This window comes from Streptomyces sp. NPDC043952 (genome assembly GCF_056435325.1).
In genome coordinates, this window is record NZ_JBWKES010000007.1 from 269,770 (window position 1) to 287,270 (window position 17,501).

Annotated in this window: 18 protein-coding genes; 11 read left to right on the top strand and 7 right to left on the bottom strand. The window is 71.8% G+C overall.

What is annotated here, in order from left to right; all coding sequences use genetic code 11:
• Nucleotides 1-6 precede the first annotated feature (6 nt).
• The 5 genes from AC069R_RS11420 (at nucleotide 7) to hutH (ending at nucleotide 5,005) form a co-directional block, all read left to right on the top strand.
• The gene (locus AC069R_RS11420) at nucleotides 7-285 is read left to right on the top strand and encodes a hypothetical protein (RefSeq protein ID WP_478766480.1); all 279 of its coding nucleotides are present in this window, start codon (nucleotides 7-9) and stop codon (nucleotides 283-285) included.
• 113 nt (nucleotides 286-398) lie between these two features.
• Nucleotides 399-1,244 carry an ABC transporter ATP-binding protein gene (locus AC069R_RS11425; RefSeq protein ID WP_478766561.1) on the top strand — a complete coding sequence of 282 codons (846 nt, stop codon included), beginning with the start codon at nucleotides 399-401 and terminating at the stop codon, nucleotides 1,242-1,244.
• Nucleotides 1,241-2,065 (top strand): hypothetical protein, encoded by an 825-nt coding sequence (locus tag AC069R_RS11430; RefSeq protein ID WP_478766482.1) that lies wholly within the window; start codon nucleotides 1,241-1,243, stop codon nucleotides 2,063-2,065. Before AC069R_RS11425 ends, AC069R_RS11430 begins: the two co-directional genes overlap by 4 nt.
• Before the next feature lie 136 nt (nucleotides 2,066-2,201).
• The gene (locus tag AC069R_RS11435) at nucleotides 2,202-3,341 is read left to right on the top strand and encodes a GGDEF domain-containing protein (protein ID WP_478766484.1); all 1,140 of its coding nucleotides are present in this window, start codon (nucleotides 2,202-2,204) and stop codon (nucleotides 3,339-3,341) included.
• Between the two features lie 95 nt (nucleotides 3,342-3,436).
• Entirely contained in the window at nucleotides 3,437-5,005 is a 1,569-nt protein-coding gene (gene hutH / locus AC069R_RS11440) for a histidine ammonia-lyase (protein WP_478766563.1), read from the top strand.
• A 182-nt stretch (nucleotides 5,006-5,187) separates the two neighbouring features.
• Here hutH and AC069R_RS11445 read toward each other — a convergent pair whose 3' ends face one another.
• Both AC069R_RS11445 and AC069R_RS11450 read right to left on the bottom strand, forming a co-directional pair.
• On the bottom strand, nucleotides 5,188-5,970 hold the full coding sequence (locus AC069R_RS11445) for a hypothetical protein (protein WP_478766486.1): 783 nt from the start codon (nucleotides 5,968-5,970) through the stop codon (nucleotides 5,188-5,190).
• Between the two features lie 43 nt (nucleotides 5,971-6,013).
• A complete protein-coding gene (locus AC069R_RS11450; protein ID WP_478766488.1) occupies nucleotides 6,014-6,346 on the bottom strand; it encodes an LAETG motif-containing sortase-dependent surface protein in 333 nt (110 codons plus the stop codon).
• 109 nt (nucleotides 6,347-6,455) lie between these two features.
• Here AC069R_RS11450 and AC069R_RS11455 point away from each other — a divergent pair, with 109 nt between their 5' ends.
• The 4 genes from AC069R_RS11455 to AC069R_RS11470 all read left to right on the top strand — a co-directional run bounded on the left by AC069R_RS11455 (nucleotide 6,456) and on the right by AC069R_RS11470 (nucleotide 10,653).
• Complete coding sequence (locus AC069R_RS11455) at nucleotides 6,456-6,797, top strand: hypothetical protein (protein ID WP_478766490.1); 342 nt, start codon at nucleotides 6,456-6,458, stop codon at nucleotides 6,795-6,797.
• Between the two features lie 274 nt (nucleotides 6,798-7,071).
• A complete protein-coding gene (locus tag AC069R_RS11460) occupies nucleotides 7,072-8,319 on the top strand; it encodes a L,D-transpeptidase (RefSeq protein WP_478766492.1) in 1,248 nt (415 codons plus the stop codon).
• Nucleotides 8,320-8,445: 126 nt separating this feature from the next.
• Nucleotides 8,446-9,921: an ABC transporter permease gene (locus AC069R_RS11465; protein WP_478766494.1), complete on the top strand. Its 1,476-nt coding sequence runs from the start codon at nucleotides 8,446-8,448 to the stop codon at nucleotides 9,919-9,921.
• A gap of 48 nt (nucleotides 9,922-9,969) precedes the next feature.
• Complete coding sequence (locus AC069R_RS11470) at nucleotides 9,970-10,653, top strand: ABC transporter ATP-binding protein (RefSeq protein WP_478766496.1); 684 nt, start codon at nucleotides 9,970-9,972, stop codon at nucleotides 10,651-10,653.
• Between the two features lie 18 nt (nucleotides 10,654-10,671).
• On the opposite strand, the gene AC069R_RS11475 is transcribed toward AC069R_RS11470, so the two are convergent.
• Nucleotides 10,672-11,571 carry a helix-turn-helix domain-containing protein gene (locus tag AC069R_RS11475; RefSeq protein ID WP_478766498.1) on the bottom strand — a complete coding sequence of 300 codons (900 nt, stop codon included), beginning with the start codon at nucleotides 11,569-11,571 and terminating at the stop codon, nucleotides 10,672-10,674.
• 183 nt (nucleotides 11,572-11,754) lie between these two features.
• Between AC069R_RS11475 and AC069R_RS11480 the strand changes: the two genes are divergently transcribed.
• Entirely contained in the window at nucleotides 11,755-12,795 is a 1,041-nt protein-coding gene (locus tag AC069R_RS11480) for an NAD(P)-dependent alcohol dehydrogenase (protein WP_478766500.1), read from the top strand.
• A gap of 64 nt (nucleotides 12,796-12,859) precedes the next feature.
• Here the strand turns inward: AC069R_RS11480 and AC069R_RS11485 are convergent, their stop codons facing one another.
• Nucleotides 12,860-14,137: an ATP-binding protein gene (locus AC069R_RS11485; protein WP_478766502.1), complete on the bottom strand. Its 1,278-nt coding sequence runs from the start codon at nucleotides 14,135-14,137 to the stop codon at nucleotides 12,860-12,862.
• A gap of 185 nt (nucleotides 14,138-14,322) precedes the next feature.
• The gene (locus AC069R_RS11490; protein WP_478766504.1) at nucleotides 14,323-15,441 is read right to left on the bottom strand and encodes a hypothetical protein; all 1,119 of its coding nucleotides are present in this window, start codon (nucleotides 15,439-15,441) and stop codon (nucleotides 14,323-14,325) included.
• Nucleotides 15,442-15,590: 149 nt separating this feature from the next.
• On the opposite strand from AC069R_RS11490, the gene AC069R_RS11495 reads away from it, so the two are divergent.
• A complete protein-coding gene (locus tag AC069R_RS11495; protein WP_397984315.1) occupies nucleotides 15,591-16,745 on the top strand; it encodes a cystathionine gamma-synthase in 1,155 nt (384 codons plus the stop codon).
• Nucleotides 16,746-16,917: 172 nt separating this feature from the next.
• Here the strand turns inward: AC069R_RS11495 and AC069R_RS11500 are convergent, their stop codons facing one another.
• Nucleotides 16,918-17,166 carry a hypothetical protein gene (locus AC069R_RS11500; RefSeq protein ID WP_478766506.1) on the bottom strand — a complete coding sequence of 83 codons (249 nt, stop codon included), beginning with the start codon at nucleotides 17,164-17,166 and terminating at the stop codon, nucleotides 16,918-16,920.
• A gap of 31 nt (nucleotides 17,167-17,197) precedes the next feature.
• On the bottom strand, nucleotides 17,198-17,501 hold a 304-nt coding region (locus tag AC069R_RS11505; RefSeq protein ID WP_478766508.1), incomplete at its 5' end, for a sigma factor-like helix-turn-helix DNA-binding protein.

A 17,501-nucleotide genomic window follows, 5' to 3' on the forward strand; every position in this document is an offset into this window, starting at 1 on the left:
ACTGATGTGGAGGTGAAGATGAAGAAGACTCCCGAGCAGATGGTCTCTGACAATATGTGGGGCTCGTCGGCGCTTTTCTGTGTGGCCGCCTTTGTCGCTTTCGTCATCGTCGGCGGCGAGTCCGCGACGCGCGTCGGGTGGATCCTGTACTTCGTCGGCTGGGTGCCCCCGGTCTGCATGGCGGTGTGGTGCGCGGTGCGGCGCAGGTCGCCCGGTGTCGGAGGGGCCTTCGCTTTCACCCTCCTTCCGCTGTTCGGGTTGCTGTTCCGGCTTGTCCATGGATGAGCGGAGCACCCTCGGAAATCGGGCAGGCGAGGAATGAGGTGCCGGTGACGGACGTGGCGGTCCAGGTGCGCGAGCTACGGCGTGCTTTCGGAAGGAATTAGGTACTCGACGGCATATCGATGGATCTGCGTGCCGGATGCGTGACCGGCTTCGTCGGCTCCAACGGCTCCGGCAAGACGACGACGCTGCGCGCCATGCTCGGCCTTCTCCCGGCCGAGGGGCGCACGCTGTTCTTCGGCCGTCCCCTCGCCGCCTGGCGGTCCCCCTCCCGCATCGTCGGGGCGGCGTTCACCGGGGTGGCGGGACACCCGAAACACCGGGTACGCCATCATCTGCGCATGGTCGCGGCCGGGGCCGGGGTGCCCGCCCGGCGCGCGGACGAACTGCTGGAACAGGTCGGCATGCGGGAAGCCGCCGGCACCCGGCTGTCGGCCCTGTCGCCGGGCATGTCACAGCGCATCGGCATCGCCCAGGCACTCATCGCCGAGCCCCGCGTGCTCATCCTGGACGAGCCCGCGAACGGTCTCGACCCCCACGCCATCCGCTGGCTCCGCGACTTCCTGCGGACGATCGCCGACACGGGAACCGCGGTTCTCCTCTCCAGCCACCTCCTGGCCGAGATGCAGCAGATGGCCGACCGGGTCGCCGTGCTCTCACGGGGGAGGGTCGTCGCCGAGGCCGCCATGAGCGACCTTCTCGCGTACGCCGACCGGCAGTCCGTGGTGCGGATCCAGTTCGCGCCCGACGACGCCCCCGCGCTCACCGGCCTGGCCCGCCGGGAGGGGTTCGAGCTGAGCCGCACCGGCCCGGACACCGCCGACGTCACCGGCATCGACCGGGAGAAGCTGGCCCGTCTCTGCCTCGAACTCCGTGTCCCTTTGTTCCAGTTGTCGGAAGACCGGTCCAGCCTCGAAGACTTCCACCTGACCATCGCGCACGAGGAATTCAAGATCGCATGAGCGGCACGGCGCACACGGGCCACACCATCGACACCGCGCGCTCCGGAGCGGCAGAGTGGTGGCGCGCCTGCCACTACGAACTGCGCCACCTGGCCGCGCTGCGCTCCACCTGGGTCCTTGCCTCCATCGTCGTTCTCCTGGCGCTGTGGGTGCCCCTGGCGGCGCCCTTCCTCATCGAGTCCTCCAAGGACATGACCGACCCGGAGCTGGCGCATTCCGTGCAGTGGTCGCCGGCCCTCTTGCAGATCCCCGGCCTTGCCGTCTACCTCCTCGTACTGGGGGCCGGCCCGGTGTCGACGGAACTGCTGCGCGGCGCGAGCCGGACCACCTGGCTCACGGCGGCGTCCCGCGGTCACGCCTTCTGGGCCAAGTGCGCGGTCGGCGCCACGATCGGTGTGACGGTGTCCGCGGTGACCGGCCTGCTGGAGAGCGCCGGCCTCGCGGTGGTGGCCGCGGCCAAAGGCATCCACCCTCCGCTCTGGGCAGAGCTGATCGGCGCCACCGCGCGACTCGCGCTCTGGATGGCCTGCTGGATGCTGCTGTGCCCGTCGGTGGCGGCGCTGCTGCGCAACCGGGTCGGCCCGGTCCTGGTGCTGCTGCTGGTGCCGCCGCTGGGAGAACGGGTCCTGAGCGCCCTGTCCGGGCAGATCCCCGGCATCCGTCTCGACAGGGCGGCCGAGTGGCTGCCCTTTGCCGCCGGTCAGCGGATGCTGTCCGCCGACACCGCGCATGACGCCCTCCTGGGCGGGGCCGTCTTCGTGGCCTTCACCGCGGCGGTCGCGGCGGCCGGCCACGCGGTCTACACGCGCCGGACCGGCTGACATGCCGCAGGAGTCCGGACCGGCGCACCGCGCGACCGTCCCCGCACGGCGAACGCGAGGCCGGAGCGCCCCGAACAAACCCCCTATTCGCCGCATCCATGTACCTATCTGACAAAATCCTCCCTAGCCTGGAGTAATGGGCGACGACAAGCGGCTTGCCGCAGTGGTGGCGTTGGCGCAGGGGATGGCCGCGGCACGCACCCCTGAGGACTCGTGGCACGCCGCCGCGCTCGGCGCCTGTCACGCGCTGGACGGCAGCTTCGCCGCGCTGTCGGTGTGGGAGCGCGAGCTGGGCCGGCTGCGGGTCCTGGTGAACGTGGGGGACCGGTGCCCGGACGAGGAGGAGTTCCCCGAGGCCGAGTCGTACCCGGTGCACCAGTTCCCGGAGATCACCGAGTTCCTGCACGAACGCTGGGCCGGCGGCGGTGGTCCCAACGCCTGGGTGGAGACCGCCGAGGGCACCGCCGCCGGCGTCCCCGGTTACTTCCACCAGCGCGTCGCCGCCCTGCGCCGCCGCGGCCGTGGCTGCTGTGTCGTCGCCCCCGTCGTGCTGCACGGCAGGGCCTGGGGCGAGGTCTACGTCGCCCGTGCCGTCGGAGCTCCGGTGTTCGGCCGCCCGGACGCCGACTTCGCGACCGTGCTCGCCGCCGTCGTCGCCGCGGGGCTCGCGCAGACCGAGCGCCTGGAGGAGGCCCGCCGGCTCGCCTACACCGACGCCCTGACCGGCCTCGCCAACCGCCGCGCCGTCGATGTGCACCTCGACGAGGCGCTCGAACGGCACCGCGCGGACGGCGCCGTCGTCAGCCTCGTGGTGTGCGACCTGAACGGGCTCAAGCGGGTCAACGACACCCAGGGCCACTCCGTAGGCGACCGGCTCCTCGAACGCTTCGGCTCGGTGCTGTCGCTGTGCGGTGCGATGGTGCCGGGCGCGCTGGTCGCGCGGCTCGGCGGGGACGAGTTCTGCCTCCTCGCGGTCGGCCCGCCCGCCGACGCCGTGGTCAAGGCGGCGGACGAACTGTGCCGCCGCGCGGGCGAGTTGGAGCTGGGGGAGGGGGTGGCCTGCGGGGTCGCCTCGACCGAGGACCCGATCGGCCCGGTGGCCGACGGGCGGCGGCTGTTCCGCCTCGCGGACGCCGCGCAGTACCGTGCCAAGGCGATGCGCGCCGACCGCCCCGTGGTCGCCGGGCGTGAAGGCCCCGACGATCCCGTCGTCCGCCTCGCCGACGCGCCGCCGCCGCCCCGCGAGCGCCGCCGCTTCCGCGGCCGCAACCCCTGAGGGCTGCGACGAAGCCCACATCGCCGGGTAAGGGGCGCACCCCGTCCCCACTAGTGACAGCGCCGCATTCAATGCGTACGCTCCTGAATATGGATATGCACACTGTGGTGGTGGGGACGACTGGTGTCTCGGCGTCCGACGTTCTCGCCGTGGCGCGCGGCGCTGCCCGCATCGAGCTGTCGGAGGAGGCCGTGGCCGCGCTGGCCGCGGCCCGCGAGATCGTGGACGCGCTGGCGGCCAAGCCGGATCCGGTCTACGGCGTCTCCACCGGTTTCGGCGCCCTGGCGACCCGGCACATCAGCCCGGAACTCCGCGCCCAGCTACAGCGCAACATCGTCCGCTCGCACGCCGCCGGCATGGGCCCGCGGGTGGAGCGGGAAGTCGTACGGGCCCTGATGTTCCTGCGCCTGAAGACCGTCTGCTCCGGACACACCGGCGTGCGCCCCGAGGTCGCGCAGACCATGGCCGACGTGCTCAACGCCGGGATCACCCCGGTCGTGCACGAGTACGGCTCTCTCGGCTGCTCCGGCGACCTCGCCCCGCTGTCCCACTGTGCCCTGACCCTGATGGGCGAGGGCGACGCCGAGGGCCCCGACGGCGTCGTACGGCCCGCCGGCGAACTCCTCGCCGAGCACGGCATCCAGCCCGTCGAGCTGCGCGAGAAGGAGGGCCTGGCCCTGCTCAACGGCACCGACGGCATGCTCGGCATGCTGATCATGGCCCTCGCCGACCTCGACACCCTCTACAAGTCCGCCGACATCACCGCCGCCCTCAGCCTGGAGGCGCTGCTCGGCACCGACAAGGTGCTCGCGCCCGAGCTGCACGCCATCCGCCCGCACCCCGGTCAGGGCGCCGCGGCCGCCAACATGCTGGCGGTGCTGGAGGGTTCCCAGCTCACCGGGCACCACCAGGACGACGCCCCGCGCGTCCAGGACGCCTACTCGGTGCGCTGCGCCCCGCAGGTCGCGGGCGCCGGCCGGGACACGATGGCGCACGCCCGCCTGGTCGCCGAGCGCGAGCTGGCCGCCGCCGTGGACAACCCGGTGGTGCTGCCTGGGGGCACCTCCCAGGCTTTCGGCTCTGGGGGAGGGCGGGTGGAGTCCAACGGCAACTTCCACGGCGCGCCCGTGGCCTATGTGCTGGACTTCCTCGCCGTCGCCGCCGCCGACCTCGGCTCCATCGCCGAGCGCCGCACCGACCGGCTGCTCGACAAGAACCGCAGCCACGGCCTGCCGCCGTTCCTCGCCGACGACGCCGGCGTGGACTCCGGTCTGATGATCGCCCAGTACACGCAGGCCGCCCTGGTCAGCGAGATGAAGCGGCTCGCCGTACCGGCCTCCGCGGACTCCATCCCGTCCTCCGCGATGCAGGAGGACCACGTCTCCATGGGCTGGTCGGCCGCGCGCAAGCTGCGCACCGCCGTGGACAACCTCACCCGGATCATCGCCGTCGAGCTGTACGCGGCCACCCGCGCCCTCGAACTGCGCGAGGGCCTGAGCCCGGCGCCCGCCTCCCGTGCCGTGATCGAGGCCGTCCGCGCCGCCGGTGTCCAGGGCCCTGGACCGGACCGTTTCCTGGCCCCCGACCTGGCCGCGGCCGACGCCTTCGTGCGCGGCGGCCACCTTGTCGAGGCCGTGGAGAAGGTCACCGGACCGCTCCAGTAGGCCGGACCGCTTCAGTAGCCGGTCCGCTTCAGTAGCCGGATCGCTCCAGTAAGCGGCCCGTTCCAGTAGCCGGATCGCTCCAGTAGGCGGCCCGTTCCAGTAGCCGGTCCGCTCCAGCAGGCGGCCCGTTCCGGCAACCGGCAAGCACAGGGGCCCTGGTGATGCCCAGGGCCCCTTCGCCGTCACGTCAGCCTGGTCTCCTGCGCCCGCACGACCGCCGGCGTCACCGTGTACGCCTTCCTGGCCATCATCGCGCCCAGGTTCGACGTGAAGTAGACGGACAGGGTGGAGCCGTGCCGGTCCACCTCGGCGTGCACGGGTGCCGTGCCCCCGCCGTCCCCGCCGCCCTCTTCCATCGTCGCGGCGAACGCCACCGACGCGTCCCCGCCGCCCGCGGGCTTCTCCCCGGCCACCCTGGTGAACTTCACCGAGGTGCCCGCCTGCCGGCCGGTGAAGCCGCCCGCGCACGCCTTCAGGGCGGCGGACAGCGACGTCAGGGCCCGCTCGGCGCCGTCCCCCTCGTACGAGGCGAGCGTCACCGTGGTGACGTCCCGGTCGAGGGACTTCTGCATCGTCTCCTCGAACTCGCCCTCGTCCATGTCGTCCAGGGACGTCGGCTTGGCCGAGGGCCGCTTCTTCGCGTTCTCGGTGACCATGCGGTCGGTGCTCGCCGGCGCGGCGGTGGGCGGGAGCCCGCTCATCACCCGTGTCAACGGGTCGCAGGCCGTCTTGTCGGTGGTGATCCGCTTGGCGCGGCTCTCGGGCACCGCCCCGACCTGGTAGCCGGGCAGCGCGTCCTGAGTGACGATCAGCTTCCGCAACTCGGCGGCGCTCAGCGCCTTCCCCGCCGTCTTCGGATCCGGGGCGTCCTTCGACCCTCCGTCAGAACAGCCCGTGACAAGGGCGAACGACAGCGCGCTCACGGCGACGGCGGCGCACAGCCGGGCGCCCGATGATCTCTTCATAGGGCGAACTATGTAATCCCTGTGAAAGATCAGTCAAGGGAGATTAAAAACCCAGGCGTTCGCGGCGCACCGAATACACCACGAATCCGGCGCCCAGCGCGAGGAAGAGGCTCCCGCCGACGACGTACGGCGTGGTGTCCGGGCTTCCGGTGTCGGCGAGCCGGTCGCCGTCCGCCGTCGCCGAATCGGTTCTGGCCGCCGTCGTCACCGCGCTCGCCTGCTCGGCGGCGGGCCGGGAGAAGGTCGTGACGGAGCCGGCCGCCATGTTGCGCGCCGGTTCCTCCTGGGACGCGTGCGCGGACGGGACGAACCACAGGGCGCACAGCAGAGTGCCCGCGGCGGTGGCGGTCAGCAGCGGACGGCGAGCGGATGACACGGAATATCGATCCCCTTGTGACGCTGGCGAATTGGCCGGGTGAACCGATGTTAGTGAAAGTCGCGGGTCACGGGAAAGTCACGGGAGGTTTCGGCCGTACGCTCCCGCCATGAGCGATGAAGAGACATCACGGTATGTACGGCTTCGGGTGGAGCTGGTGGTCGAGGTCCAGGACGACGACGAGGTAACCAGGGCCGCGCTGCGCCGGCTCGCCGCCGACCCGGAACTGCCGGAAGCCGAGCGGGACCAGGCCGAGGGTGCTGTGACGGAGGACACCGCGGAGGCCCTCGCCTATCTCGTGGATCCGTTCGACCTGGTCAGCGCGGTGCCCGGCGTGGAGCTCCAGCAGGCTTCCTGGTCGAGTGAGCGGATCGACTACGACCCGGACTCGCCCGAATGGGACATCGACGGCGATGATGAGGAGGACGACGAAGAAGACGCCGTCGGCTGAGCGCTCAGGGGCGGGTCAAACCCCGGACGGCGAGGGCCGTCCGGGGTTTTGTCGTGCGGGGGGGCGCACGGACCGATCGCACACCACCACCCGCCCGGCGACGTACCGCGGCACGGCCACCCGCCCGGCGACGCACCGCGGCACAAGTCGGCGGACGTGGCGTGCCCCACAGATCCACTGGTTCCGGAACGGGACGAACCGGCCGTAGCGTTGAAGGTTCTTGCGGGGGACTCTCGGGGTTATCTGCGACTCGGCAACGATGGAGAAGCTTGTGATGACGGACGGTAAGCGGCGCAAGGGCCTGGTGGCCGCGTCCGCGCTGCTCGGCGGTGTGCTGATGCTCTCGGCCTGTTCCGGAGGAGACAAGGCCGCGGCCCACGGCGGCGGTGAATCATCGCAGGCCCAGGCCGACGCGGCGGCCGCCAAGAAGTCGTCCGAGGCGCAGATCGCGGTCACCCCGAAGGACGGCTCGGACAACGCGTCGATCAACAACTCCGGCACCGTCACCGTCAGCAAGGGCACGCTCACCGGTGTCACCATGACCACCGAGGACGGCAAGGCCGTCGCCGGCCAGCTGTCCGCGGACAAGCTGAGCTGGAAGCCGACCGTCCAGCTGGAGCGCTCCACCACCTACAAGATCGCCGCGACGGCCAAGGACTCCCAGGGCCGCATAGCCCACGAGAACGCGTCCTTCACCACCGTTTCCCCGGCGAACAGCTTCATCGGCACCTACACCCCCGACAACGGCTCGACCGTCGGCGTGGGCATGCCGGTGTCGATCAACTTCGACAAGGCGATCACCAACAAGGCGGCCGTGCAGAAGGGCATCACGGTCAGCTCCAGCAGCGGCCAGGAGGTCGCCTGCCACTGGTTCAACGCCAACCGCATGGACTGCCGCCCCCAGGACTACTGGAAGGAAGGCTCCACCGTCACCCTGAAGCTCGCCCTCGACGGCGTCCAGGGCGCGAACGGCGTCTACGGCGTCCAGCAGAAGACGGTCACCTTCCACATCGGCCGCAACCAGGTCTCCTACGTCGACGCGCAGACCCACCAGATGAAGGTCACGCAGGACGGCAAGGTCGTCAAGACCATCCCGATCTCCGCCGGCGCCCCCGAGCACACCACGTACGAGGGCCAGATGGTGATCTCCGAGAAGTTCAAGCAGACCCGTATGAACGGCGCGACCGTCGGCTTCACCGACGACGACGGCAAGGGCGAGTACGACATCAAGGACGTGCCGCACGCCATGCGCCTGACCACCTCCGGCACCTTCATCCACGGCAACTACTGGGGCGCCCCCTCGGTGTTCGGCAGCGTCAACACCAGCCACGGCTGCGTCGGCCTCCAGGACGTCAAGGGCGCGGGCGACCCGAACACCCCGGCCGCCTGGTTCTACAACCACTCGCTGATCGGTGACGTCGTGGTGATCCAGCACACCGGCGACAAGACCGTCGCCCCGGACAACGGTCTCAACGGCTGGAACATGGACTGGGCCCAGTGGAAGGCCGGTTCGGCCGTCTGAGCCGCGCCCCCGACAGCCCCTCCAGTGCCGCCCCTCCGGGGGCGGCACCGCTGTTTCCGGGGTTTCTTATCCAGCTCTCACAGTGGACTCAGCATGCCGTCACGGTGTGTTCCTAACGTGCGGCGCATGTTCTTCACCTACCTGAGGCGCGAGCTGCGCCGCCGTCGGAAGGCGGCGCTCGTCGTCGCCTCCGGCCTCGCGCTGGGCATCGCGCTGGTCATCGTGGTCAACTCCGTTGCCAGCGGCATGGGCAAGGCCCAGGACAAGGTCCTCCAGTCGCTCTACGGCCTCGGTACGGACATGACGGTCACCAAGGCGGCCACGCCCACCGCCGCGGGCTCCCAGCAGCCCCGCTTCCAGTTCGGCGCGCACGGCGAGGGCGACAAGACGACGCAGAGCAGCGACCGGGTCCGGGTACAGGGCTTCAGCACCCTCGCCTCCTCCACCGTCTCCAAGGTCTCCGGCCAGCAGGGCGTGGCGGCGGCCGCCGGCGGCCTCAACCTCTCCGTGGTCAAGGTCAGCGGCACCTTCACCCGCGGCCAGTACCAGCAGAGCGGCGGCGGTAGCGGCTACGGCTTCCGGCGCGGCAGCAGCGGCCAGCCGCAGGGCGAGGTCAAGGGCGGCGGCGCCGACTTCAACATCAACCAGTACACGGTCTACGGCACCGACGTCACCCAGACCGGACTGGGCCCGCTGACCTCCTCCAAGATCACCAGCGGGCGCGGCTTCAAGTCCACCGAGACGAACGCCAAGGTGGCCGTGGCCGACTCGGCGTACGCCAAGGAGAAGAAGTACAAGGTCGGCTCCACCGTCACCATCAAGGGCACCACGTACAAGGTGATCGGCATCGCCACCGCGGACAGCGGCGACTCGGCGGCCAACCTGTACATCCCGCTGGAGCAGGCGCAGACCCTCGCGGGCGAGAAGGACAAGGTCACCACGATCTACGTGCGGGCGACCGACTCCCAGAAGATCGACGCCGTCAAGAGCACCATCCAGAAGAACGTCTCCGGTACGACGGTCACCACCTCCTCCGACCTCGCCAAGACGGTCTCGGGCTCCCTGTCCACCGCCTCCTCGCTCGCCACCAACGTCGGCAAGTGGCTGTCGATCGCGGTGCTCGTGGCCGCGTTCCTGGTCGCCGGCCTGCTCACCTCCTCCGCGGTCTCCCGCCGGGTGCGCGAGTTCGGCACCCTGAAGGCGCTGGGCTGGAAGTCGGGCCGGGTCACCCGGCAGGTGGTCGGCGAGGCCATCGTCAACGGCCTGGTGGGCGGCGTCCTCGGCATCGCCCTGGGCCTCGCGGGCGCCTACGTCGTCACCGCGATCAGCCCGACCCTCCAGGCCCAACTGGGCGCGAGCGGGAGCGGCTTCGGCGAGCGCCCCGGTGGCGGCAGCTTCGGCGGGGGCGGCGGCGCCGGGTTCGGCGGTGCCGGCCGGCAGGCCGCGAAGTCCCTGGAGGTGGCCCTGACGGCCCCGGTGAGCCTGACGACCATCCTGCTGGCGGTCGGCCTCGCGGTGGCGGGCGGCCTCATCGCGGGAGCCTTCGGCGGCTGGCGCGCCTCCCGGCTGCGCCCGGCGGACGCGCTGCGGCGGGTGGAGTAGCCGCCCCGCGCGCGACCGCCCTCCCCGAAATCCCTCCCAGGAGCCACCATGTATGAACTCAAGAACGTCACCAAGCGCTACACCCGCGGCAAGGAGAGCATCCACGCCCTCGACGGCGTCGACCTGACCATCGGCGACGGCGACCGCCTCGTCATCCAGGGCCCCACCGGCGGCGGCAAGTCCACCCTGCTCCAGATGCTCGGCGGCCTCGACCGGCCCACCTCCGGCGAGGTGGTCCTGGACGGCACCGACCTGGCCAAGCTGAGCGAGGCCCGGCTGACGCGGGTGCGCAGCGAGAACATCGGCTTCGTCTTCCAGTCCTTCAACCTCATCCCCACGCTCACCGCCCAGGAGAACGTGGAGACCGCCCTCGTACCGCTCGGCATCAAGACGAAGCAGCGGCGCGAACTCGCCGCCGAGGCGCTGGAATCCGTCGGCCTCGGCGAACGCCTGGGGCATCTGCCCGGCGAGATGTCCGGCGGCCAGCAGCAGCGCGTCGCCATCGCCCGCGCGCTGGTGAAGAAGCCCAAGGTGCTGCTCGCCGACGAGCCGACCGGCAACCTCGACGAGAGCACCCGCGACGAGATCATGGACGTACTCGAACGGCTGTGGAAGGAGCACGGGCTGACCTTCATCATGGTCACCCATGACTCCTCGCTCGCCAAGAAGGCACCGCGTCTCGTCACCATCCGCAAGGGCAAGATCACGGTGAAGGAGAACGCGGGCACCTGACGCCCGGCCGCGCGGGGGCTATGCGGAGGTCCCCGCGCGGGTCGCGTCGGTTCCCCAACTGGCCAGCAGCCGCAGGGACTCGGCGGACGGCGAGCCCGCTTCCGCGTGGTAGGTGAGCAGGCACTGGTCGGTGCCGTCCGACATGCGGAACGACTCGTAGTTCAGGGCGAGGTCGCCCACCAGCGGATGGTGCAGCCGCTTGACGCCGTAACTCTTCTCCTTGACGTCGTGCGTGGCCCACAGCCGGCGGAACTCCTCGCTCTTGACGGAGAGTTCCCCCACCAGCGCGGACAGCCGGGGGTCGTCCGGATAGCAGCCCGCGTCCATGCGCAGCGCGCAGACGATGTCGATCGCCTTCTGCTCCCAGTCGACGAACAGGTCCCGGTACTCGGGCCTGAGGAACACCAGGCGCGCCCAGTTCCGCTCGGCCACCGGCAGCTCCGCCCAGTCGCCGAAGACCGCCGCCGCCATCCGGTTCCAGGCCAGGATCTCCGAGCGCCGGCCCACGATGTACGCGGGCACGCCCTCCAGCGTGTCCAGCAGCTGCCGCAGCGCCGGCCGCACCTGCTGCTGCCGGGCGGCCGGCTTCTTCTTGTGCGCCTTCGGCCTGGCCAGATGGGTCAGATGCGCGTGCTCGGCGTCCGTGAGGCGCAGGGCGCGGGCGATCGAGTCCAGGACCTCCGCCGACACATTGCGGCCGTTGCCCTGCTCCAGGCGCGTGTAGTACGCCACCGACACCCCGGCCAGCTGCGCCAGCTCCTCCCGGCGCAGCCCCGGCACCCGGCGGTGCCGGCCGAAGTCGGGCAGCCCCACGTCCTCGGGCTTGAGCCGGGCCCGCCGGCTGCGCAGAAACTCGCTGAGCTCGGCCCGCCGGTCCAGGGGCGGGCCGGTCACCGCGGTGTCCTGCTGTTCTTCCATACCGCAAGTATCCGCCGCCCCCGCTGGTCGTAGGCCTGCCAGCCTGACCCCGCCAGTGGTAGGCACAGCGGTCGTACGCAAAGGCGTGGCCTGGGTGCTTCGCGGGACAGGGGGCACCCTTGAGGTGTGCTCGGCGGACACGCAGCCGGGCACACGTCAGACCTTGTGAGGGAGAACCCCGCCATGACCACAGTTGCCGCGTACGCCGCACCCGCCGCGAAGGCCCCGCTGGAGCGGACCGAGATCGAGCGACGGGCGGTGGGCGAGTTCGACGTCCTGATCGACATCAAGTTCGCCGGTATCTGCCACTCCGACATCCACCAGGTCCGCGAGGGCTGGGGCAAGGCGTCCTTCCCGATGGTGCCGGGCCACGAGATCGCGGGCGTCGTCACGGAGGTCGGCTCCGGCGTGACGAAGTACGCCGTCGGCGACCGGGTGGGCGTCGGCTGCATGGTCGACTCCTGCCGGGAGTGCGACAACTGCAAGGCCGGCCTCCAGCAGTACTGCGAGCAGGGCCCCACCTGGACGTACAACGACACCGGCCGGGACGGCACGCCGACGTACGGCGGCTACTCCCAGAAGGTCGTCGTGGACGAGAACTACGTCGTCCGCATCCCCGAGGGCCTGTCCCTCGACGTGGCCGCGCCGCTGCTGTGCGCCGGCATCACCACGTACTCCCCGCTGAAGCACTGGAACGCCGGCCCCGGCAAGAAGGTCGCCGTCGTCGGCCTCGGCGGCCTCGGCCACATGGGCGTCAAGATCGCGCACGCGCTGGGCGCGGAGGTCACCGTCCTCTCCCAGTCCCTGCGCAAGAAGGACGACGGCCTGAAGCTGGGCGCCGACCACTACTACGCCACCAGCGACCCGAAGACCTTCGAGGACCTCAAGGGCACCTTCGACCTCATCCTCAACACGGTCTCGGCCCCGCTGGACTTCGGCGCCTACCTCTCGCTGCTGCGCACGGACGGCGCCATGGTCAACGTGGGCCTGCCCGAGGAGCCGGTGCAGATCGTCCTCCAGTCCCTCTTCGGCAACCGCCGCAGCCTCAGCAGCTCCGGCATCGGCGGCATCCCGGAGACCCAGGAGATGCTGGACTTCTGCGCGGAGCACGGCCTGGGCGCGGAGATCGAGCTGATCACCGCGTCGGAGATCAACGACGCGTACGAGCGGGTGCTCGCCAGCGATGTGCGGTACCGCTTCGTGATCGACACCGCGACGATCTGACGTCCGGAGTCCGGCGTCCGGCCACTCGCCGCCGGGGACGCGGTGGGTGGCCGGTGTGCTCGGGTCACAGCCGGCTGTACGTGTCGATGTCCTCGCCGAACTCCTTGATCGCCTTGGTGGTCAGGGTCGGGCGGGTGTCGGAGATGGCGGCCAGGTAGTCCTCGGTGCCCGCCGGGCGGCCCTCGCGGTGGGCGACCTCGCGTTCGAACGCGGCCTGGGCCCCCTTGCGGGCGGCGTACTCGATGTCCGCCGGGGTGAACAGCTCGCTCGCGGCGACCAGCCGGCCGAGGTCCACCGACTCGCCCGCGCCCCGGAGATAGCGGGCCCAGATCGCGGCGCGGGCGGTCGGGTCGGGCGGCCCGATGGGGATGACGTAGTCGAACCGGCCCGGCCGCAGGAAGGCCGCGTCGAGGGACCGTACGGAATTGGTGGCGCACACCAGCAGCCGTGCGTCGTGCTCGCGGAAGACCGGGATCAGCTTCAGCAGTTCGTTGGTCACCCCGTGTCCGGGGTCCACCGCCTTGCCGGAGCGCGCGGCGGCGATCTCCTCCACCTCGTCGATGAAAAGCACCACCGAGTCCAGCTCCGCGAGGTCCGCGAAGGCGTCCCGCAGGGCCGTGGCCAGCCCCTCGCTGGTGTCGGCGGCGAGCCGGGAGGGGAACAGCTCCACGAACGGCCAGCCCAGCCGGGAGGCCACCGCCTTGGCGAAGCTCGTCTTGCCGGTGCCGGGCGGCCCGAACAGGATGACCGACTTCGGCGGCACGACGCCGTAGCGGTCGGCCAGCGCCGGTTCCGTCAGCGGCAGCACCACCCGCCGCTCCACGACCTGCTTCTCCCGCTCCATCCCGGCCATCGCGTCCCACAGCCCCTCGGGCAGCATGCGCCCGCCGAGCGCGGCGAGGACATCGGCGTTGGCGGCGCCGAGCGGTTCGAGCTTCTCGTAGTAGGTGAGGTCCGCGCGCGACCGGTAGCCGCTGTTGGCCAGCGCCTTGGACCCGGCCGCGCCGACGGGCAGCAGCGCGCTGATGTGCCGCACGCCGAGCGCCCGCAGCCGCCGCTCCAGCTCGGCGAGGAGCGCGCTGCCGATCCCGCGCTCACGCCAGCGCGCGGCGAGCGCCATCAGCAGGATCCAGCCCCGCTTGCCCGTGGCCTGGGCCACGGCCATCCCCACCAGCTCCTCCCCGACCACCGCGACCACCGCCGTCTGTCCGGCCTTCGCCGCGGCCATCACCTCCGAGACCGGGAACACCGGGTCCTCGTCGGCCTGCCGGCACTGGTCCCAGATCTGGATGGCCTGATCGAGATCGTCGTCGTGATAGTCGCGCAGGTGCCATGCGGGCATGGGGGCACCACCTCACCACCCTGGGGTCTCCCATTGTCTCCGCGGGGGCGGGGTACGACATCTCCGGCCGCTCGCGGGACCCCGCCGCCAGGGCCCGGCTTCAGACCGCCTCCGCCGCCCTCCCCACCGTCTCGTCGCGCATCCGGCAGCAGCGTGTGGGCGCCCTGCGGGAGGGCTCGGCCGACTCAGCCGGGCAGGCTCGCCGGGCTGCCCCCGTTGGCCTCGAACCCCCCTACCGCCAGGGCGCGGTAGACCGCGAACTCGGCCGCCGGGTCGGCCGCCAGCGTCCACGGCAGGGCGCCGACATGGCCGTCGACGTGTATCAGCTCGTGCATCGCCTCCGCCCAGCGCTCGGCGCGGACCAGGAAGAAGACCAGCAGATGGCGGACGTGCGGCAGCGTCGGCTCGGTGGCGTCGGCTTCGTGCGCCGCGTGCTGTGCGCCCTGGATCGCCTTGGCGACGACCTCGCTGCGGTACAGGCTCAGCACCAGGTTCACCTCGGGGAGGTGTTCGAACACCGCGAACAGCGGCAGCGCGGCCAGCAGCGAGCCCCGCGGCGCGCGGGCCGCGGCCGCCTCGGCGAAGGCGTACGCCTGCTCGCGCGAGCCGTGCCACTTCTCGCACCAGTAGGGGAGCGCGGCCAGATGCGCGCCCATGTGGTGCGGGGCGCGGTCGAGGACCTTCAGCCACAGCCGCTCGAACTCCTCGCGGGATGCGCCCAGTCCACGGGCGACGGCCAGCTCGATGATGTGCGGCACCGGGTCGGCGGGGGCGAGCCCGGCCGCCTGCGCGCACACCTCGCGGGCCTCCTCCAGCAGCAGCCGGAAGTCCTCCGTACCGGCCGCCGACGCCCGCCAGGCCCGCTGCACCAGGAACTCCGCGTGCACGGCGGCACCGCCCGCGTCCTCGGGCCGCTCCGCCCGCCACACCCGCAGCCACTGGCCGCCCGGCGTCTCGTGCACCCCGCCGGGACGCTGCTCCAGCTCCAGCGCGGCCGCGCCGCCGAGGGCCTGCACCCGCTGCCAGCGCAACTCGCCCGATGTCTCGGTGCCGGCCAGCAGCTGAGCCGCCGCCGTGTAGTCCCCGGTGCGCTGCACCAGCTCCAGCGCGTCCAGCAGATCCTGGTCCGGTCCGGGCAGCCGTATGTCCAGCTCCTCCTCGCGCAGGAAGCCGTAGGCCGCGGGGTCGGCGGCGTCCGGGTGGTCCGGGTGCACCCGCTCGATCAGCCCGCGCCTGCGCCGTACGAGCGGGAGCAGCACGAAGCTCACCATGAGCAGTGCCAGGAGCAGCCAGAGAATCACCATGCCCCCAAGGGTTCCAGACCCCGCCGACAAATGACCAACCCCGCCGCGGGCCTGTGGACAACCTCGCCGTCCACCCTGTGGACAACTTCCGTCCGGGGCATGACACCGGACGCGCCGGAACCCCGCCGGGCACACTACGCTCGGTGCCCATGAGCGACAGGCACATCAGTCAGCACTTCGAGACCCTCGCGATCCACGCGGGCAACACCGCGGATCCCCTCACCGGCGCGGTCGTCCCGCCGATCTACCAGGTCTCGACCTACAAGCAGGACGGCGTCGGCGGGCTGCGCGGCGGCTACGAGTACAGCCGCAGCGCCAACCCGACCCGTACCGCCCTCGAGGAGAACCTCGCCGCGCTGGAGGGCGGCAGCCGCGGCCTCGCGTTCGCCTCCGGCCTCGCGGCCGAGGACACCCTGCTGCGCACGCTGCTCACCCCCGGTGACCACGTGGTGATCCCGAACGACGCCTACGGCGGCACCTTCCGCCTCTTCTCCAAGGTGGCCACCCGCTGGGGCGTGGAGTGGTCCGTCGCCGACACCAGCGACCCGGCCGCCGTACGGGCCGCGATCACCCCGCGGACCAAGGCCGTCTGGGTGGAGACCCCCTCCAACCCGCTGCTCGGCATCACCGACATCGCCGCCGTCGCCCAGGTCGCCCACGACGCGGGCGCGCGCCTCGTCGTCGACAACACCTTCGCCACCCCGTACCTCCAGCAGCCGCTGTCGCTCGGTGCGGACGTCGTCGTGCACTCCCTGACCAAGTACATGGGCGGCCACTCCGACGTGGTCGGCGGCGCCCTGATCGTCTCCGACCAGGCGCTCGGCGAGGAACTGGCCTACCACCAGAACGCGATGGGCGCCGTCGCCGGCCCCTTCGACTCCTGGCTGGTGCTGCGCGGCACCAAGACCCTCGCGGTGCGCATGGACCGGCACAGCGAGAACGCCACCAAGGTCGCCGACATGCTCAGCCGGCACGCCCGCGTCACCAGCGTGCTCTATCCGGGCCTGCCCGAGCACCCCGGTCACGAGGTCGCCGCCAAGCAGATGCGGGCCTTCGGCGGCATGATCTCCTTCCGCGTCGAGGGCGGCGAGGAGGCGGCCGTCGAGGTGTGCAACCGCGCCAAGGTGTTCACCCTCGGTGAGTCGCTCGGCGGCGTCGAGTCCCTGATCGAGCACCCCGGCCGGATGACCCACGCCTCCGCGGCCGGCTCGGCCCTGGAGGTCCCCGCCGACCTCGTCCGCCTCTCCGTCGGCATCGAGAACGCCGACGACCTGCTGGAGGACCTGCGCCAGGCCCTGGGCTAGCCCTCGCAGCGCTGATCCGGGCCGGTCACGGCCCGGATCCCCGGCCGCCCACCGGCGGTTCGGATCCCCGGCCATCCACCGGTGGCCCGGATCACCCGCTGTCCCACCGGCGGCCCGGACCCCTGGCCGTCCACCGGCGGCCCGTATCGCCCGTCGTCCACCGGCGGACGGGTCACCAGCCGCCCACCGGCGGAGTCGTCCGCGAGGGCGGCTCCGCCCATGGGTGGGCGTACGCCGCCCACATCCCGAACACAACCGCCGCCACGCACACCAGCACCCACATCACCCGGCGCACCAGCCGCCCGCGCCGCAGCAGCCGCTCGCCGCGCCGTACCGCCTCCTGGTACAGCTCCGGCGGCACGGGTAGCGGCCGTTCGCCCATCAGCCGTCGTACGGCGACCTCCCGCTCGGCCCGGATCACCCCGGCCTCCCCGTGCCGCCCGCCCGGCTGCTCATGACGGTGCCGCCTTCGCGCCCACCCCGCGCGCCCCGGCCGCCCCGACCGGGTGCAGCACCAGGGACGCCGCCCCGTCGCAGACGGTGTGCACGCGTTCCACGGTCAGCCCGAGCAGCGCCGCCGTCTGCTCCTCCGCGATCCCCTCGTACAACCGCAGCACCAGGATCAGCCGCTCCCGCGGGCCCAGCCCGGCCAGCGGGCCGCGCGGCCCCGGGGGGGGGGGGGGGGGGGGGGGGGGGGGGGGAGGAGGGGGGAGGGGGGGGGGGGAGGAAAGTGACTCGGCGGATTCCGAGTCCCCG

Excerpts from the sequence above, each read along its gene's own strand:
- AC069R_RS11465 (WP_478766494.1), top strand. The coding sequence starts at position 8,446 with ATGTTCTTCACCTACCTGAGGCGCGAGCTGCGCCGCCGTCGGAAGGCG.
- AC069R_RS11480 (WP_478766500.1), top strand. The coding sequence starts at position 11,755 with ATGACCACAGTTGCCGCGTACGCCGCACCCGCCGCGAAGGCCCCGCTG.
- AC069R_RS11455 (WP_478766490.1), top strand. The coding sequence starts at position 6,456 with ATGAGCGATGAAGAGACATCACGGTATGTACGGCTTCGGGTGGAGCTG.
- AC069R_RS11490 (WP_478766504.1), bottom strand. The coding sequence starts at position 15,441 with ATGGTGATTCTCTGGCTGCTCCTGGCACTGCTCATGGTGAGCTTCGTG.
- AC069R_RS11495 (WP_397984315.1), top strand. The coding sequence starts at position 15,591 with ATGAGCGACAGGCACATCAGTCAGCACTTCGAGACCCTCGCGATCCAC.
- AC069R_RS11475 (WP_478766498.1), bottom strand. The coding sequence starts at position 11,571 with ATGGAAGAACAGCAGGACACCGCGGTGACCGGCCCGCCCCTGGACCGG.
- AC069R_RS11485 (WP_478766502.1), bottom strand. The coding sequence starts at position 14,137 with ATGCCCGCATGGCACCTGCGCGACTATCACGACGACGATCTCGATCAG.
- AC069R_RS11445 (WP_478766486.1), bottom strand. The coding sequence starts at position 5,970 with ATGAAGAGATCATCGGGCGCCCGGCTGTGCGCCGCCGTCGCCGTGAGC.
- AC069R_RS11460 (WP_478766492.1), top strand. The coding sequence starts at position 7,072 with ATGACGGACGGTAAGCGGCGCAAGGGCCTGGTGGCCGCGTCCGCGCTG.
- AC069R_RS11435 (WP_478766484.1), top strand. The coding sequence starts at position 2,202 with ATGGGCGACGACAAGCGGCTTGCCGCAGTGGTGGCGTTGGCGCAGGGG.
- AC069R_RS11470 (WP_478766496.1), top strand. The coding sequence starts at position 9,970 with ATGTATGAACTCAAGAACGTCACCAAGCGCTACACCCGCGGCAAGGAG.
- hutH (WP_478766563.1), top strand. The coding sequence starts at position 3,437 with ATGCACACTGTGGTGGTGGGGACGACTGGTGTCTCGGCGTCCGACGTT.
- AC069R_RS11430 (WP_478766482.1), top strand. The coding sequence starts at position 1,241 with ATGAGCGGCACGGCGCACACGGGCCACACCATCGACACCGCGCGCTCC.